Source organism: Acinetobacter piscicola (assembly GCF_015218165.1).
In the GTDB taxonomy this organism is placed as follows: domain Bacteria; phylum Pseudomonadota; class Gammaproteobacteria; order Pseudomonadales; family Moraxellaceae; genus Acinetobacter; species Acinetobacter piscicola_A.
This window is the reverse complement of sequence record NZ_CP048660.1, coordinates 72,461-90,948: the sequence shown is the minus strand read 5'-3', so window position 1 is coordinate 90,948 and position 18,488 is coordinate 72,461. Positions and strand designations below refer to the sequence as shown.

Below are 18,488 nucleotides of genomic sequence, written 5' to 3'. Positions count from 1 at the left end.
CTAAGCCTCCAACGTCTTGCGTACAGCCTGTTCGATGCGTTCTACACTAGGTAGCCATTCTTTTTCTAGTACTGGTGAAAATGGTACGGGTGAGTGTGGTGGAGTGACTAATTCGATTGGTGCTTTAAGATAATGAAAGCCTTTCTGGGCAATAAGCGCAGCCACATCATGTCCGAAACCACAACGTGCTGCTGATTCATCTACAATCACCACACGACCTGTTGAAGCTACTGACTCTAAAATGCCATCTTCGTCTAATGGTGAAATGGTTCTAGGGTCAACCACTTCAACCGAAATGCCTTCTTTTGCGAGCTTATCAGCGACTTCATTGGCACGATGCACCATCAAACTTAAGGCAATAATGGTGATATCTGTGCCTTCACGGGTGTAATTTGCGACACCAAAAGGAATAGTGTAGGACTCATCTGGCACTTCGCCCTTAATATCGTACAACAACTTGTGTTCACAAAAGACTACTGGGTCGTCATCTCGAATGGCTTGAATCAACAACCCTTTTACATCATAGGCACTTGAAGGCACCACCACTTTTAAACCAGGCACTGAGGCAAACACGTTATATGGCGACTGAGAATGCTGCGCTGCTGCGGAAAAACCTGCACCAATCATGCCACGTACAACGAGTGGCGCTTTGGCTTTGCCGCCAAACATGTAGCGAAATTTAGCTGCTTGGTTATACAGCATGTCATAACACACGCCGTAAAAATCCATAAACATTAAATCTGCCACAGGTCTTAAACCCGTTGCAGCAGCACCTGCCGCCATACCAATAATCGCTGATTCTGTAATTGGAGTATCAATGACTCGTTCAGAACCAAATTCAGTCCATAAGCCTTTGGTTACACCAAGTACACCGCCAAAACCTTCCAGCTTATTATCATCGGTATTTTTACCACCATGTCCACCACGAACATCTTCACCGACCACAATGACACTTGGGTCTCGGCGCATTTCTAATTCAATTGCTTCTTTAATCGCGTTTCGATAACTTTTATTTGGCATTTTTCTACTATTCCTTTAGTAAGAGACGTATACATCGGTAAGTAACTGAGAAACTTCTGGGTACTTAGCTGCACGTGCCTTTGCAACGGCATCGTCTACATTGGCTTTAGACTGAGCGTCAATCGCATCGAGCTTGGCTTCGTCAATTTTGTCTTTGACTTTTTCGCGGAATATTTTCAATGGATCTTTATGTTCTTTGACATAATCCAGTTCTTCTTTAGAACGGATAAGCCCTGGATCACCTTCAAAATGTCCATAAAATCGGTGGGTTACCGTTTCAATCACACTCGGACCTTCACCACGGCGGGCACGTTCAATGGCTTTTTGTGCAACTTCATACACAGCAAAAAAGTCTGTTCCATCTACTTTTTCAGCGGGTAAGCCAAAACCTGCTGCTCGGCCTGCAATATCTTTACTGCCTACGGCATAATCATGTGCAGTACCTTCACCAAAACCGTTATTTTCAAAAACAAAAATGACAGGAAGCTTTAACACAACAGCCATATTAATGGCTTCAAAAGTTAAGCCCTGATTTGAACCGCCATCACCGGTAAAAGATAGACCAATCCCACCATTTTTGAGTGTTTTAGCACTTAAAGCTGCCCCAATAGCCAAAGGTGGACCACCACCCACAATACCGTTTGCACCGAGCATGCCTTTATCTAAGTCCGCAATGTGCATTGAGCCGCCTTTACCACGACACAAACCATCATCTTTGCCAAAAATTTCTAGCATCATGGCGTGAATGTCACAGCCCTTTGCAATACAATGTCCGTGACCACGATGTGTTGAGGTAATGAAGTCCTTATCTGTTAAATTTTCACAGATCCCTACGGCAACAGCTTCCTCACCGCTATAAAGATGGATGAAACCTGGGATATCACCTGTATTGTTTTCATCGTGAAGTCGATCCTCAAATTCACGAATGTCGCGCATTCTTTTGTATGCTGCTAGCAATTGCTCTTCCGTTAATTGCATATATTTATTCCTTATTAACTACGCTTAAAAGAAAATCCCAAATTGAATAACTGGATTTTTAAATCGTATATTTATATAAGAATATTTTTATTTAATTTCATATTAGACTAAAAAAATATAATGCATAAAAACATAAGATAAACATTAAAAACAATGGTTTATAAAATTAAGAAATTTTTAAATTTTTTAATATTATTCAGCTATATACAAAAACAAACCTTTAACCAACCTTTGTTTTATATGATAATTTTTTTGCCCTGTTTTAATATTATTAATGCATTTAAAGCAGCTTATTTAATATCAGGCTCAATATTAATTATTTTAAACGACGGAGTGTTTGAAATGGATTTAAATAACCCAGTATTAACTGGAAAGAAGCTACGTGGCGCTAAAAAAATGGCGCGTATTCCAATTAAAGTTGTTCCAACGGAAACGATACCGAAAAAGCCAGAATGGATCCGGACTAAAATTAGTCGACCTGAGGAAGTTTAAATCATTAAGGATTTATTACGACAACAGAAACTACATACGGTTTGTGAAGAAGCGGCCTGTCCTAATTTGCCACAATGCTTTAGCGGAGGGACTGCAACGTTTATGATCATGGGAGATATTTGTACTCGCCGCTGTCCATTCTGTGATGTCGCACATGGTCGTCCTAATATCCTAAATCCTAATGAGCCAAAGCATCTGGCTGAAACAGTCAAGAATCTAAACTTAAAGTATGTCGTGATTACTTCTGTTGATCGAGACGACTTAAAAGATGGTGGCGCACAGCATTTTGCAGATTGCATTCGAGAAATTCGTCAAACCAGTCCAGAAACTCTGATAGAAATTTTGGTTCCTGATTTTCGTGGTCGTGCAGATATTGCCCTGAAGATTCTGAGCCAAAACCCACCCGATGTTTTTAATCATAATATTGAAACCGTTCCACGTCTGTATAAAGCCATGCGACCAGGCGCTGACTATAAGCACTCATTGGATTTACTCAAAAAATTTAAACACTACTGTTCTGAAATTCCAACGAAATGTGGTTTGATGGTAGGTTTAGGAGAAGTCGAGGCTGAGGTTATTGCATTATTAAATGATTTGAAAGATTATCAAGTGGACTATGTCACAATCGGTCAATACTTACAGCCATCTAAATCTCATGCGCCAATTCATCGTTTTGTTACGTTGCAAGAGTTTAAGCATTATCAAACACACGGAGAGCGCTTAGCGTTTAAAAATATTTGGAGTGCGCCATTAGTACGATCAAGTTATTTTGCAGACCGTCAGTATCATGGTGAAGCTGTGCCTAGCCCTTACATGAGCGAATGAATTTTCATCCTATTTACGTTTATTAACATTTCAGATGGAAATAGCCATTTTCAGCTCATAAGAACACTTTTAAAGTAACTCAAGGACTGGTAAAGCCAAAAGATATGATTTAACCAAGCAAAGATAAAAGCATTTAAAATTGAAGCAAGAAGAAATGACGTAAATGACTATAAATTTGGAAACTCATTTCTAAAATTTAAAAATATTACAGTCTGATCATAAAGGAATATGATATGAACCTGTTCAATACCGCATCTGCAAAAAATCTGCAAACAACCCATTTAATTAATCAACATACTGTACATGCCGCCCCTGTTTTAGCCTTACCTCCAGAAGATAAAACGTCTTTATTTCGCCGCTCTATCCAACATAATTATGCTGACTTACTCAAAATAGCGGAAGATTCAGATATGGCTATTGGTCTTACAGACCATCACGGGACTCTCTTATGGACATGGAGTAGTTCTGCAATGCTTTCTTCTGCCGAACAGGTTCATTTTATTGAGGGTGGGCATTGGTCTACACAGGCTGTTGGGACCAATGCGATTGGTATGACGTTGAACAGCCAAATATCAAGTTGTGTCTATTCTCATGAAAACCAAATGGACAGTGTTCGAGATTGGGTTTGTTATGCCGCGCCGATCTGGGATCCGACATCAGGGCAATTTCATGGCATTATTAACCTTTCCACAAAATATAAAAAACATACTCCTTTGGGGCTGCTTGCAGTTGAACGCTGTGCGGATTTAATACAACGAGCCATAAAGTTTGAACAGCAGAATTTTTTATACATTAAGGCGCTAGGCTCGCCTTGGGTTCAATTTAATGGGCATACCTTGAACTTGAGTCACCGTCAAATTGAAATACTTTGCATTTTAGCTTTGCACCCCCATGGCATTGGTTTAGAAGAGTTACACTATGCCCTTTATGGTGAGCGTAGTGTCAGCTTAAAAACCCTAAAGGCTGAGCTTTCACAACTTCGTAGCCTATTACCTCATTCAATTGAGCCTCGGATTTATAGGCTTAGCTGTGAAGTCCAATGTGATTTTTTAAGTGCTAAACAATCATTAAATGCAAATCTTATTTCCAGTACATTCTCGCTATATAAAGGTAGCTTTCTCTCTAAATCAGAAAGCCCTTTACTCAGCACTTGGAGACATTGTTTTGATGCCCGTTTAAGCCAGTTGATCTATCAAATAAAGGATATCGATCAATTATTAAGAATTATTGGGCAAACACATGACCGAATTGATGCGGTACAGCGTTTATTAGAGTTATTACCACAGGACAGTATCCACCGTAATTATTTTTCAAATCTGATTTAGATTTGATCTGTTGCTTTGAATAGTCACTGATTTGTAGACACCTTTTAATTAGTGGTGGACTGCCACCACTCTCCTAGACAAATTTAGCCTATTCTTAAAACCTTTTTAGTAGGAAAATATGCATTCATAGCTAGGTTCATGAACCAAATATTTTATAAGTTATCATTTTAATGCTCTAAGTAATTAAATTTATTATTTATTAGACCTCTTGCGAAAGTAAAAACTGCCTCAATATAGATTTCATGAAATATCAGAAATTAAACCGTTTTTCAGATTCTGAATTCCAGCGCTTGGTTGGCGTACCTCGACCAGTTTTTAGTGAAATGGTCGAAGTTTTAAAAGAAGCAGAATCACTTAAAAAGAAATCTGGGCGTCCTCATACTTTAGCTATAGAGGATCAATTGTTATTAACACTCAATTACTTACGGAATTACAGCACTCAATTGGAATTGGCTGTAAATTACCATATCGCTGAAAGTAATGTGAATCGAACTATTAAAAAGGTTGAAGATGCATTAATGAAATCAAGACGTTTTACCTTGCCCAAACGAAGCATTACCACAGCAAACGAACAATTTAACTGGGTCATTATTGATGCTACAGAATGTTCAATAGAACGCCCGAAAAAAAAATCAGAGTAAGTTCTACAGTGGTAAAAAGAAGAAACATACGTTAAAAGCTCAAGTGATCTATCATCCGAAGAGCAAACAAATCATAGGAGTAGATATATCGTCTGGCAGTCAGCATGATATTAAATTGGCAAGAAAAACAGTTAAGAAATTCAAACATTGTGACTATGTTATAACCGATTTAGGGTACTATGGGTTAGAGCAAGATGGCTTTAAATTATTGATGCCAATAAAGAAAAAGAAGAATTTCCCCTTATTTGATGCTGAGAAAAATTACAATAAAATGATTGGAAAAATACGAGTTGTAATCGAACATATTAACAGTCAATTGAAAAGATTTAGAATACTAAGTGAACGCTATCGAAATAGACGAAAAAGATTCGGTTTACGCATTAACTTAATCGCTGTACTGGTAAACCGAATGAACTTGCAATAACGACTTTCGCAAGAGGTCTATTATTTGTTTAGTATTAGGATTTTGTATTTCTAAACTAATATTTAATAAAGAAAATACAGAATTTAAAATTAAAATAAAAAACATGGAAGAAAAGGTCACTGAAGTAGATTCATTAAAAAAACAATTAGAAGATATTCAATCGAAATACCGAAGTTGTCGGAAGTTCACTTATTGGAACAACAAGTTCACATGCTTCAAAAACAGCTTGAGGAAGCCAAAGAGCGAGAGCAATTTCAGCGTGAAGAATTGAAAGCTAAAAATGGTCAGTTGTCTGTTAAAGATGAGCAGATCGAATTACTACAGAGGTTACTTGGTACACCGAAATCGCAGCAACAGACGGAACATGTGCAGAAAAATAAAGAAACACAGCCACTAGAGCAAGAAAAAGAGCGTAAGCCAATTGTTCAAGAGAAAAAAACTAAGAATAAAGTGGGGTTATTTGGACGTGTAATACGTACTGTACTTGATTATTAGTACTTCTTATTTACATTTTAACTGAGTGTCAACTAATTTTAAAATTCTGATTTATATTAAATATTTTTAAATTATTTTGAATATTAAATATTTTAACTAAAGATGTTGAGTTTTCCACATGGTTGTAAACAATCAATATTTCAAATCTTAACTTGTTATCTCTTTGTCTGATAAGAAGATATAAAAATACTACTACATAGTAGAAATTATAATTTTAGATTTAAGAAAAAATTTATCGAAATGTAAACTTGATATCTGTCAAAAACTACAGTTATAGTGATGTTTAAGTTAAGCAGTTATTGAAATTTTTATACTGTGAAATGAGGTAGCTACTCCCTCGTCCTCGACTAAAATTTCGAGTGGAGCAGCTGAATATCCGAATATCCATTTAGCATTGGTATTACTATGAAGATATTTGAGCAGATAGCTAAGCTAACTTAGCTTACGTTAATTAAACATCATCGTGGCTACGATATCAATGCCCTAATTTTGGGGGCATTATATGAATACAATCGTATTCTATGTTCTGCAACTGATTAGCTTTGTTGCCGATCTGATGCAGATTGCTGATTTTATTTTGCGATAAAGTCAAAAGAACCGTTTGCAACCGCAGGCGGTTTTTTATTGGTTGTATTAAGTCTTTTTACAATTCGCCTTTGTATATGCCTGATATACAAACCCTCACAATTGAAGTCACCCCCTGTAAGGCTCGATATTACATAACGAACCAATACACACTTTCAGTCCTAATAAATATCTCAACAAACACAAACTGAGGACTTCAATTATGGGAGGTGTTCCAAAAAGTATGCTGCTATTAAACGAATCCATTGTTGATATAAAAGAACACTAAATCAAAGGCCTTAAAATGATTGTCCAGCTTTTTTGAGAAGTTGCAACTCCTCCTAAACCCTCGCCTAATCCGATGGCGTAAGCGACAATTATTGCCCTCAATACCCACAGTAAAAAACTTACCTATCAATTGTTTACATTTTTTAAAGGTCGTAACAAAGCTATCCCAATTGTCACTTGATATATAGGTATAGCTCACACCTAGCTGCTTTAATTTTAATTTAAGTCGTTTTGCTGTGGTTAAATCTCGTTTACCCCATACATAAGCAACGATTTCACCTGTTTCTCGATGATAGGCGTAAATCAACCATTGTTTATTTTGCTTATTACCGACAAAAGTCAAAAACTCATCTACTTCAAGGATTTCATAATGAATTTGCCGTGCTTGAAGTTGATATTTTGATTGGCTGAGCGTACGTAAAACCTTACCAATACTCAATCTCTCAACTTCGGCAATATCTCTAACACCACTGCCTCGCACCATCAGATGTAGTATTTTGCTTTTGATACCAGAGTGACAGCCTTGATAACTCAATGCATGATCACCGATAAATTGACGTTTGCATATTTTACATTGGTAATTTTGCTTACCATATAGTTTTATGCCATTTTTCTTTATACTGTCGCTCAGGCAGGTAGGACATTTGATTTGTAGAGTTATTTGCATTTCCCTATCGTATCAAATTCTTGCCTGTCTTTCTTTCAGCATACTTTTTGAAACACCACCAGATTTTCTTCTTGATCCTCTCTCGCTTTAACAGCTGAAAAAAGCTCTCAGCAACAGCATTATCATAGCAGTTTCCACGCCGACTCATACTGCTTTCAAGGTTGTGATGCTTGAGAAATGTCTGCCATTCATCACTGGTGTATTGGCTACCTCGATCAGAATGAATCAGGACTTTGTTCTTTGGGCTTCTTCGCCACAAACCCATCAGTAGAGCATCTAAAACCAGATCTGTTGTGATTCTCGACTTCATAGACCAGCCAACGACTAGCTGTGAGAAGAGGTCGATTACTACTGCAAGATACAATCATCCTTCATGAGTGCGAATATAAGTGATTTCAGTCACCCACAACTGGTTGGGCTAGTTGGGGTTAAACTGTCTGTCTAAAGTATTTCGAGCCACAATGGATGGAGTACTAACACTAGCTCTAGGTTTGCAATAGCCATGCTGTGACTGGAGACCATTCTCCTTCATGAGTGATGTACTCGATTGATACCGCAACTTTCGCCAACATCTTTCAAATCACAATGAATCTTGCGATAACCGTAGACGCCGCCAGATTTCAACCAGAACTGTTTAATTAATCATGAAAGCTGTTGCAGCTTCCTCACAGTTATACTGATGGGTGTCTTTAACCAGGCGTAATAACCACAGTGATGAAAATCTAATGTTGAACATAAACGACGAACAGACCATATATGTTGGTTGTCCCGAATAAAGGCGTACCTCATTTGGACTGGCTTGCGAAGTACACCGCGGCCTTTTTTAATATGTCCCTTTCTTCAGTAACCCTTTGCAGCTTTTTTTTTAATTTCGCTAATTCTGTAGTTGGATTACTAGATTCTGTTGTCTTGGGTTGCTGTGGATCATAACGTTTGATCCAACCATACAGACTATGTGTAGTCGTTCCTAAACGTGTGGCAACTTCAGCCACACTATGACCTTTTTCAGTGACTTGTTTTACTACTTCAATTTTGAATTCTTCAGGGTATCGTTTACTACTCATAAGCACCTCGTTAATTAGCCATTTTATCTAACTAAAAGGTGTCTACAAAATCTGTGTCTACTCAATTTATACAATAAATTCAATGCGATAATTCATTTTTATTTTAGAAAGTAATGATTTTTTATAGATAGAATAAAATTCTTATTTAATTTTATAAATTCATCTATGATTTATTACTAATTTTTTAAAAATTTTAATTTTATAAGACGACATTTTCATAGTTAAATTTTCCAACCTTAGCTTTTATAATAATTGATGATTTTTTGCTTTTTAAAAGATTTAAATTTTTTAAAAAAAATTGTTTTATTTTTAAAAGAAATTTTGTTTTATTTTTTATTTTAAGAAATTTTTAATTATTGATTTTTAATGACTTTATTAAGGTTGAAACGACATTTTCATAGTTATAAGACGACATTTTCATAGTTATAAGACGACATTTTAATAGTTATAAGACGACATTTTCATAGCCTAAAAACGACATTTTCATAGTTATAAGACGACATTTTCATAGTTTAAGACGACATTTTCATAGTCACTATATTGATATAAGACGCAATTCTTGATAGCCTGCGTCATATACACTAAAGACGAGCAACATAATATGTTGGATAACGATAAAATCGTAAAAAGTAATTCTTTGATTAATGCTCGATATCAAATGGAATTATCAGAACATCGTCTTATGTTGGTAGCAATTGTAAAGACACGAGGGACAAACAAAGGCTTTGATAAGGAAAATCCTGTAGAGATCGCTGCAAAAGAATATGCTGAATTTTTTAATATAGCCCCTGATAATGTTTACAGCATGATGAAAGAGGCTCAGGATAAATTAAAAAGACGTACTTTTGATTACTCTGAAGTCTATAAGGGAAAATATACCGAGCATGTGAGTGAACCTATTTTTATCAGATCATCTTATGTTGATAGTCTAGGATTAATTCGTTTATCATTTTCTCCTTCTATTCGTCCTTTAATTTCTGAACTAGAAGGAAAGTTTACAGAATATGAATTAATGCAGATTAAAGAGCTTACAAGCCAATATGCTATACGTTTATATGAGTTGTTGATCCAATGGCGAACAGTTGGAAAAGTACAGGAAATACCATTGGATGACTTTCGACTCAAGCTTGGTGTTGGTAAGAAAGATTATGAGCGTTTTTATGATCTAGAAAAAAGAGTCATTGATGTTGCAATTAATCAGGTGAAAAAACACACTGATATTAAAAATATAAAGATGGAAAAACACAAAAATGGACGTGTTATACGTGGTATATCATTTACTTTTACAGCATCTTTTAAGAAAGAAAGAGATGTAATATCTGAAATACCATTATCTCAGGAAAATTCTAAAATTATTTTAAATGATAAACAGGCAAATTTATTTGCAAGTATGATTGCAAAAAATGTTTGTGATTGTATTGAAGGGTTTGGTTATTTAAATAACATAGTTGATTCTAATCAAAATGAAAAATTACTTGCTAAAAAAATCGAAAATGATTTTAAAAATGGTGATGTTGACCAGTATGAAAAAGCATTAATTTTATGTGGTTTCATTGATCATAGTTATAAGAAAAAAGCTAAATCAACTGAGCAAGAAATAGGAGAAAAGCCATTAGTATCTCAAGATGTGCCTATAACTAAACCTAAAAATACGAGAACAAAAAAATCAACAGAAAAAACTTCTATAAAGTCGATAGAAACGCCATCTATTAGTGATGTATTTATCACTGAAGAAAAGCGTATTGAAAAAAATACTTATGATATACCTTCGCATGTTATGGAGAGATATATTATTAATGGGGGCACAATGACAGAAGCTGAATTAATTGCCTGTGCAAAAGAAGAAAAAAAGCCTTCTGTTTCATTTGTAATGAGAGAAATTGGTGTTTTGATTGAAAAGAAAAAACAAAATAAATAGAGATCGTTTATATTTTATAGCATGTATTTGTGACGGCGTGATCTGATATGAGCGCAAAATGAACTCTTACCTAGACACCCATTTTTGTGTTAGTTGGATATAAAAATGAATACATAATTTGATCTAACTGCTGAACTGAAAAAGAAAATATTTAATTTAGATATTGAAAAAATAAAATGCAATTTCTGATTTGTATTGATGCAATTTTTATAAAATTGGTTGAATAAGACTAATATTTTTGCTTATTAAAGGTGCATAAATTAAAGTTGTAACTTATTCTTATTTAAGGAAAAATCTAGCAAATGTACTCGATGGTGTTATTGATGATCATTCCCCTGTACTTGTGACTCGGCAAAATAATCAGACTGCTGTTTTGATTAGCCTCGAAGATTTCAATGCCTATGAAGAAACAGCATACTTAATGAGTAGCCCAGCCAATGCAACTCATTTAATGAAATCTATTGCGCAAGCTAAGTTAGGGAAAATTAGTCAACATGAGTTGATTGAGGAATGATTTTGAGTTGGACAGATGAAGCTTGGAATGATTATCTAACTTGGCAATCTACTGACGAACAGACTTTAAAACGAATTAATTTACTAATTAAGGATGTTATAAGATCACCATTTGATGGTATTGGAAAACCTGAGCCACTTAAACATAATTTAAGTGGCTTATGGTCAAGACAAATAGATAAAATAAATCGTCTTGTCTATGAGGTTTTAGATCAGCAAATCCTGATTATATCTTGCTGTTATCATTATGATTGAGATTCATATTTATGAGTTGAATTTTTTCGAATAATTTAATACCTGAAATTACTGTCCAAGTAGAAGAAGAATCAGTGTCCAGTATTACATGCCACTAGGTGTTCATTTGAATAAGAATATGCAATTACGAAGTGAACAAGGGGTTGGGCACAGATTCTTCTTTTACTTGAACTAATGTATGTCAATATGCCGCACATAGTATTTGAATATTTTAAAGATTGGGGTGGGTACATGATTGTTCGTGAGCGTATAGAAATACGTGTTGATGTTGAGACAAAGCAATTAGCAGAACGAGCTGCTGTACATAGGGTTGTTCTTCATTAACTGAATTTATTGTACGTTTGATTCGAGAAAAAGCATAAAAAATTTTAAAAGAGCAAGCAAATATTGAATTAAGTAATGCTCAGTTTTACCGATTTGTTGAGGTCTGCAATGCACAGCATACCATTCCTACCCATTAAAACAGACTGCTCAACTTTTAGATAAAGAAGGCTTTTAAAATTGTAATTAGGAACAACTTTTGAAGTTGCAAATGCTTTATTCATAATTTAAAAAATTCGATGGTGATAAATAAAGTCTTAATGACTATCCAAATCGATGCCAATCCAATGAAAATAAAGTTCGGATAGCCACTATTTCATCTTAGCAAGTCGTTCTGTAAGCCGTAAATCCTTATCTGCATACTCTATTCCTATTTGTACTCTACCATTCATTCCTGTTCCGAGTAGCGAATCAAATATCCTCAAAACATACGAAAATTTAAGCCTTGATGCTATATCTTAATATTTTATAATTTGTACAGGCTTTGTTGCACAGATATTCAAAAACTAAACTTTCCCCAAGTTATCCAAATTTAAGTGACAACTCGGGTGTGAGGTCGACCCAACTCCGTAAATTTATTTAATACTGCCACACGTGCATGCATCTCTTTGACTTGGCTTTGGAAATTTCTTGCACTGAGTTTATCGCCTGAGAAACACTGTTTCGTAAGATTTGATGCAATGCATTTTGGTTTCGACCAAACTTCGGCAATGATAGCCTGACCAGTTTTTACATAGTGTCCTGCCTAAACGTTTAACTGTTCGAAGTAATTCATTTCGCTCTAGCGAGCTGGTCTTTGTATCTTTCCAAGGTTTCGCATTTTTTCTTGGTGGAATCACCGCATGCGCTTGTCGCTCTGTGATGACCTAACGCCATTGCTTGGTGTCATAAGCCCCATCAGTATAGACGGAGTCAATCTGTTCTTCTTGTGGAATCTGATTTAGTAAATCACCAAGCACCTGTGAATCACTCACATTGTTGGTTGTGAGCTGAATAGCACGTATTTGAAGGGTTTCAGCATCGATACCAATATGTAATTTATGCCATTGGTGACGATATTTAGGCTGATGTTTTTTACGTTTCCATTCGCCTTAACCTAAAAACTTTAAGCCAGTAGAATCCACAAGTAAATGGAGACCATTACTGCTTTTTTGATAGTTAATTGCAATATCAATATGCTTTTGTCTTCTACAAATAGTGGAATACGAATATCGCTGATATTCGAGGCTATCCAATCTAATCTACAAAGATGAATGAGACTTTGAACAAAGCCTGTGACCATACGTAAAGACAGACGGAATAGAATTTAATCATCAGACAGCATTGGATAGCGACATCAGAATAGATTTGATTTCGACCATGTTTGCCTTTTGGTTGAGTTTTGGGATCAAACCAAATAGAGATTTTCCTCGATTTATTAATGCTCTGTTATAACAAGACCAATGGGTTGTACGATAGATTTTAGGTGTGGGCTTATTCATTTGAGAATTATAATGTTGAATAAGCCTTTAACTGTAGGTTTGTGCAACAAAGCCACTTATATTACTATGTCAGGGACGATGCAAGAATTAAGGTAACCTTGTGAAAATAGCGAATACGAAATTACTAGCTGGTACTTTTATGGCCCTAACTTTAACTATGCTTAGCCCTGCCGTACTTGCAAATGATAACAATGATATACGAAAGACTGTTGTAGTTAAGTTTGCAAAAAAATCTTACTCTGCAAATTATTACGGAAGGATAGATGGATACAAGTATGATTCCTACAAATTTTATGCTAAAAAAGGGCAAAAGTTAAAAGTGAGGTTGACTGGAGGAAATGTTGAAACTTACTTATGGGGTAATCAATTAAAAGACTCAATCAATCTTGGAGAATATTCTCCAGAGCTTGATGATAATGGTATTTATATTTTACCTGCTTCAGGTGAGTATGAAATTAGAGTATTACAACCTAGATCACAGGCAAGAAAAGATAAAAAACCTCAATACTGGATGAGTATTAACATTAAATAAAGACTTGCTAGATTCGTTTAAACTTTTATACAAGGGTTCAAAAACTATTGCCAGTTAAACGGGGCCTGATTTTTACGTGTATGTGTTTATGTTAGTAAAATGATGCAGTTTACTTGTTTAATACCCTGAGGAATAATTTAATCTTGCTGTGCGTTAGTCACGTTTCTTTCAAAAGTTGATTATATCTTTCAGCCTAAACGTCGTGATATTCAAACTCTTCTGATAGGAATTTGCAGTGAAAGAATAGGCGAAACTTGTCTTAAATAATGGTAATTCCTTATCTTTAAAATAGAGAACGCCCGATGAAATTCATTGGGCGTTTAATTTAAATAAGTGTCAACTTATTTTTAAGTAGATTTACTTGAAAATCACGATTGTTTTTCTAAATTGCCTTTAAAAAATTAATCTTGCTATTTTTGACTTTTCACACCATTTTGTTCAATTTGTACTGCGGCTTGCCAGCTAGGTAGTTGGCTTAAACCTGCTACATAACGTTGGATATGAGGATACTTTTCACCTTGTCCCATATGATGAACTAAAGCATGTAGTCCAAAGCCCATCATAAAGTCAGCACCGGTTAAACGGTCTGCCACTAGAAATTCTTTATCTTTTAAATATTCATTTAAATAGCTAAATACTTTATTGAACTCAACTTGAGTATAATTTTCTAGAAATACCAACTTCGTGCCCTGCTTGGTTTCTATCGCATTAAACGTTTTTAACAAAAATGGCAGCATGGCAGAGCTTTCTGAGAAATGAATCCACTGTAGATAATCGACATAGGTAGGTTCATCCATATCTGGTGCTAAATGCGGCGCAAGTTGCTGAATTAATAACTCAACGATTGCGCCTGACTCTGCAATAACTTTGCCATCCCATTCCAATACTGGAGATTTCCCTAAAGGATGAATGGTTTTTAAAGAGTCAGGGGCCAAATGCGTGTTTGAGTCACGATAATAGCGTTTCAGCTCATAAGGCTGCTTGATTTCTTCAAGTAACCACAAAATGCGAAAAGAACGTGATTGATCTAAATGATGTAGTATAATCATGATAATTCCTATTTTTTTAAATTTTTACAACCACTTTGCCAAAGTTTTCGCCTTTCAACATACCATTGAAAGCATTGATCGTGTTATCTAAACCTTGCACCATATGCTCTTTATATTTGATTTTTCCGTCTTTCAACCATTCAGACATTTGCTGATAGAATTGCGGATACTGACTGCCATAATCATCAAAAATAATAAAGCCTTGCATGCGAATACGCTTTTTTAAAAGGGTGGAAATAAAGCCCGGTAAACGGTCTGGGCCTTGTGCTTGCTCGGTAGCATTATACTGGGAAACCACACCACACACCGGTACACGTGCCGCAGAGTTAAGCAATGGCCATACCGCATCAAACACTTTACCCCCTACATTCTCATAATAAATATCAATACCGTTGGGAACAGCTTGTTGTAATTGTTCTGCAAAATTTTCATCATGATGATTGATACAAGCATCGAAGCCGAATTCTTCTACTGCATAACGGCATTTTTCAGCCCCACCTGCGACGCCAACCACGCGACAACCTTTAAGTTTGCCAATCTGTCCAACCGTAGCACCAACAGGTCCCGTTGCAGCGGCAACGACCAAAGTTTCACCAGCTTTAGGCTGACCAATGTCCAACAACCCCATATAAGCAGTAAATCCTGGCATTCCCAAAATACCTAATGCCCAAGATGGATGTTCAGGTTGCATACCTAAGCTTTGACATGCAGTCCCATTAGAAATTGCGTAGCCCTGCCAGCCATTTCCGGAAAGAACCCACTCGCCTTCTTTGAATTTTGGGTTTTTAGAGGCCACCACTTGACTGACTGTTCCACCGACCATCACTTCACCAATTTCAACCGGTGCCGCATATGAAGGAGCATCATTCATGCGACCACGCATATAAGGATCGAGTGACAAGTAAATGGTTTTTAACAATATCTCGCCTTGTTTAAGTTCATTGATCTCAACTTGCTCAATACGAAAATCGCTGTGTTTTGACTCACCCACTGGCCGTTTAGCTAAAACGATGCGTTGATTAATAACTGTTTTCACACATATAACTCCATGTTTTATTTAGAAGTATTTCTCTTCATAATTAAAAATTAAGATTAAAATTTCTTTACATCCATTGTAGATGAGTTATAATAAAAAAAATACGACTGGTCTATTTTTTACAATAGAGTAAATAATTAATATGAAGCCTACTCCTATTAAAAAGTCTGAAGCGAAGCGCTTACACATTCTTAACACCAGTTCAGACCTGATTTTGCATAAAGGTTTTACCGGTGTAGGATTACAGGAAATTTTACAGAGCTGTGAGATCCCTAAAGGCTCGTTTTATCATTATTTCCAATCCAAGGAAGCTTTCGGATGTGAATTGGTACAGCATTATGTAGATAATTATCAAGTCCGTTTAAATGATGTATGGCGTAGTGATAAATCCCCTTATCAAAAGCTGATTGAGTATTTTAATTTATGGATAGAAGATCCTGAAACACAGTGTGGTTGGGCGGATAGCTGTTTAATTGTGAAACTTGCCGCAGAAGTTGCCGATCTATCTGAAGATATGCGCTCCATTATGTCCGCTGGCGTCGATGATGTAATCGAACGTATTGCTGGTTTAATTGATTTGGGAAAACATGATCAGTCTATCCAAGCAGATACTGAGGCCTCGACGTTGGCACAAGTACTTTACCAAATGTGGTTAGGTGCAGCATTATTGAGTAAGTTGCAAAAAGATAAAACACCACTACATCAAGCTCTGAGAGCAACTAAATTTCTATTAAAAAATTGAATATTCATAAAAATTAAATTAAATATCAATAACATAATCAATAATAGCAGTCCAATGATTACTTATTAATGTGTTGCTATTAGATCAGTTTGCAATCCATGAGGGCTTTGTTGCACAAACCTACAGTTAAAGGCTTATTCAACATTATAATTCTCAAATGAATAAGCCTAGACCTAAAATCTATCGTACAACCTATTGGTCTTCTTATAACAGGGCATTAATAAATCGAGGAAAATCTCTATTTGGTTTGATCCCAAAACTCAACCAAAAGGCAAACATGGTCGAAATCAAATCTATTCTGATGTCGCTATCCAATGCTGTCTGATGATTAAATTCTATTCCGTCTGTCTTTACGTATGGTCACAGGCTTTGTTCAAAGTCTCATTCATCTTTGTAGATTAGATTGGATAGCCTCGAATATCAGCGATATTCGTATTCCACTATTTGTAGAAGACAAAAGCATATTGATATTGCAATTAACTATCAAAAAAGCAGTAATGGTCTCCATTTACTTGTGGATTCTACTGGCTTAAAGTTTTTAGGTTAAGGCGAATGGAAACGTAAAAAACATCAGCCTAAATATCGTCACCAATGGCATAAATTACATATTGGTATCGATGCTGAAACCCTTCAAATACGTGCTATTCAGCTCACAACCAACAATGTGAGTGATTCACAGGTGCTTGGTGATTTACTAAATCAGATTCCACAAGAAGAACAGATTGACTCCGTCTATACTGATGGGGCTTATGACACCAAGCAATGGCGTTAGGTCATCACAGAGCGACAAGCGCATGCGGTGATTCCACCAAGAAAAAATGCGAAACCTTGGAAAGATACAAAGACCAGCTCGCTAGAGCGAAATGAATTACTTCGAACAGTTAAACGTTTAGGCAGGACACTATGTAAAAACTGGTCAGGCTATCATTGCCGAAGTTTGGTCGAAACCAAAATGCATTGCATCAAATCTTACGAAACAGTGTTTCTCAGGCGATAAACTCAGTGCAAGAAATTTCCAAAGCCAAGTCAAAGAGATGCATGCACGTGTGGCAGTATTAAATAAATTTACGGAGTTGGGTCGACCTCACACCCGAGTTGTCACTTAAATTTGGATAACTTGGGGAAAGTCTAGTTTTTGAATATTTGTGCAACAAAGCCGTTACGGACTAAGCAATTACAACGTCAAAACAGGTTCATTTGTAGAAGATAGTCGGGGCGTTGGTATGCTTGCTTTGTGGTTGATGATATTCAACCAGTAAAAACAACAATTAAAACCTCAATAGGCATGGACTTGGGCTTAAAAGATTTAGTCACTTGTTCAGATGGCGTAAAGCTCAAAGCTCCTAAAATCTATCGACAATATGAACAAAAACTTGGCATTGCTCAACGTGCAAAAAATAAGAAGCGTATCAAAGCGATTCACGCCAAGATTAAAAATCTACGTCAAAACATGCTGCATCAATTCAGCCATAAACTAGTGAATGCCCATACAGCAATCTTCGTTGACAATATGCATGTCAAAGCATTAGTAAAAACTAAATTGGCTAAATCTGTGCTAGATGCAAGTTGGACAACTAAGAACCATGCTCAAGTATAAATGCGAGAACGAGATGTATGGTATGAAGAAATTAATGAAGCGAACTATCCAAACGTGTTCGTGCTGTGGCTCACGCACCAGTAGTTTGAAAGGTAGAGGGCAGGATTATAAGTAAGAGAATGACAGTGTCGTGAGTGTGGTAGTTCATGGATCGGGATATAAATTCACTGAATATTTTTGCGCTCGGACATGAACTTCTCGCAGGAGGAATCTACGTCTTTTAGCACGGTGAGAATGTCAATCCCCAAAAGATAGTTTTCT

The 18,488-nt window shown here is 36.1% G+C and carries 13 protein-coding genes and 6 pseudogenes; 12 read left to right on the top strand and 7 right to left on the bottom strand.

Annotated elements, in window-relative coordinates:
- The gene (locus G0028_RS19480; RefSeq protein ID WP_048881927.1) at nucleotides 1–1,020 is read right to left on the bottom strand and encodes an alpha-ketoacid dehydrogenase subunit beta; all 1,020 of its coding nucleotides are present in this window, start codon (nucleotides 1,018–1,020) and stop codon (nucleotides 1–3) included.
- A gap of 15 nt (nucleotides 1,021–1,035) precedes the next feature.
- Nucleotides 1,036–1,998 carry a thiamine pyrophosphate-dependent dehydrogenase E1 component subunit alpha gene (locus G0028_RS19475; RefSeq protein ID WP_180047819.1) on the bottom strand — a complete coding sequence of 321 codons (963 nt, stop codon included), beginning with the start codon at nucleotides 1,996–1,998 and terminating at the stop codon, nucleotides 1,036–1,038.
- Nucleotides 1,999–2,340: 342 nt separating this feature from the next.
- Here G0028_RS19475 and lipA point away from each other — a divergent pair.
- From lipA to G0028_RS19455, 4 genes and pseudogenes are all read left to right on the top strand, one after another.
- A pseudogene (gene lipA / locus G0028_RS19470) lies at nucleotides 2,341–3,315 on the top strand (lipoyl synthase).
- Nucleotides 3,316–3,548: 233 nt separating this feature from the next.
- On the top strand, nucleotides 3,549–4,640 hold the full coding sequence (locus G0028_RS19465; protein WP_130075504.1) for a transcriptional regulator: 1,092 nt from the start codon (nucleotides 3,549–3,551) through the stop codon (nucleotides 4,638–4,640).
- 242 nt (nucleotides 4,641–4,882) lie between these two features.
- A protein-coding gene (locus tag G0028_RS19460; protein ID WP_194088746.1) for an IS5 family transposase occupies nucleotides 4,883–5,705 on the top strand; the annotation gives its coding sequence in 2 pieces (ribosomal slippage) (nucleotides 4,883–5,263 and nucleotides 5,265–5,705; 822 coding nt in all).
- Between the two features lie 162 nt (nucleotides 5,706–5,867).
- Nucleotides 5,868–6,200 (top strand): annotated as a pseudogene (locus G0028_RS19455) (hypothetical protein); the annotation flags it as partial.
- An 817-nt stretch (nucleotides 6,201–7,017) separates the two neighbouring features.
- Here G0028_RS19455 and G0028_RS19450 read toward each other — a convergent pair.
- Nucleotides 7,018–7,719, bottom strand: a complete 702-nt coding sequence (locus G0028_RS19450) for an IS1 family transposase (protein WP_180047887.1) — start codon at nucleotides 7,717–7,719, stop codon at nucleotides 7,018–7,020.
- Between the two features lie 58 nt (nucleotides 7,720–7,777).
- Nucleotides 7,778–8,783 (bottom strand): annotated as a pseudogene (locus tag G0028_RS19445) (IS3 family transposase); the annotation flags it as partial.
- A 601-nt stretch (nucleotides 8,784–9,384) separates the two neighbouring features.
- Here G0028_RS19445 and repM point away from each other — a divergent pair.
- The 4 genes from repM (at nucleotide 9,385) to G0028_RS21160 (ending at nucleotide 11,793) form a co-directional block, all read left to right on the top strand.
- Complete coding sequence (repM, locus tag G0028_RS19440) at nucleotides 9,385–10,701, top strand: replication initiation protein RepM (protein ID WP_130075518.1); 1,317 nt, start codon at nucleotides 9,385–9,387, stop codon at nucleotides 10,699–10,701.
- Between the two features lie 259 nt (nucleotides 10,702–10,960).
- Nucleotides 10,961–11,215 carry a type II toxin-antitoxin system Phd/YefM family antitoxin gene (locus G0028_RS19435; RefSeq protein WP_130075519.1) on the top strand — a complete coding sequence of 85 codons (255 nt, stop codon included), beginning with the start codon at nucleotides 10,961–10,963 and terminating at the stop codon, nucleotides 11,213–11,215.
- A complete protein-coding gene (locus G0028_RS19430; protein WP_130075520.1) occupies nucleotides 11,212–11,469 on the top strand; it encodes a Txe/YoeB family addiction module toxin in 258 nt (85 codons plus the stop codon). The genes G0028_RS19435 and G0028_RS19430 overlap by 4 nt, the downstream gene beginning before the upstream one ends.
- Before the next feature lie 186 nt (nucleotides 11,470–11,655).
- A complete protein-coding gene (locus tag G0028_RS21160) occupies nucleotides 11,656–11,793 on the top strand; it encodes a hypothetical protein (protein WP_227554846.1) in 138 nt (45 codons plus the stop codon).
- A 529-nt stretch (nucleotides 11,794–12,322) separates the two neighbouring features.
- Here G0028_RS21160 and G0028_RS19420 read toward each other — a convergent pair.
- A pseudogene (locus tag G0028_RS19420) lies at nucleotides 12,323–13,271 on the bottom strand (IS5 family transposase).
- A 100-nt stretch (nucleotides 13,272–13,371) separates the two neighbouring features.
- On the opposite strand from G0028_RS19420, the gene G0028_RS19415 reads away from it, so the two are divergent.
- Entirely contained in the window at nucleotides 13,372–13,803 is a 432-nt protein-coding gene (locus G0028_RS19415; RefSeq protein ID WP_111861135.1) for a PPC domain-containing protein, read from the top strand.
- Nucleotides 13,804–14,213: 410 nt separating this feature from the next.
- On the opposite strand, the gene G0028_RS19410 is transcribed toward G0028_RS19415, so the two are convergent.
- The gene (locus tag G0028_RS19410; RefSeq protein WP_130075529.1) at nucleotides 14,214–14,852 is read right to left on the bottom strand and encodes a glutathione S-transferase family protein; all 639 of its coding nucleotides are present in this window, start codon (nucleotides 14,850–14,852) and stop codon (nucleotides 14,214–14,216) included.
- Nucleotides 14,853–14,868: 16 nt separating this feature from the next.
- Entirely contained in the window at nucleotides 14,869–15,888 is a 1,020-nt protein-coding gene (locus G0028_RS19405) for an NADP-dependent oxidoreductase (RefSeq protein WP_180048031.1), read from the bottom strand.
- Between the two features lie 142 nt (nucleotides 15,889–16,030).
- Between G0028_RS19405 and G0028_RS19400 the strand changes: the two genes are divergently transcribed.
- The 3 genes and pseudogenes from G0028_RS19400 to G0028_RS21310 form a co-directional block, all read left to right on the top strand.
- Nucleotides 16,031–16,630, top strand: a complete 600-nt coding sequence (locus tag G0028_RS19400; RefSeq protein WP_130075527.1) for a TetR/AcrR family transcriptional regulator — start codon at nucleotides 16,031–16,033, stop codon at nucleotides 16,628–16,630.
- Between the two features lie 157 nt (nucleotides 16,631–16,787).
- Nucleotides 16,788–17,736: pseudogene (locus G0028_RS19395) on the top strand (IS5 family transposase).
- A 54-nt stretch (nucleotides 17,737–17,790) separates the two neighbouring features.
- A pseudogene (locus G0028_RS21310) lies at nucleotides 17,791–18,451 on the top strand (RNA-guided endonuclease InsQ/TnpB family protein); the annotation flags it as partial.
- Between the last annotated feature and the right edge of the window lie 37 nt (nucleotides 18,452–18,488).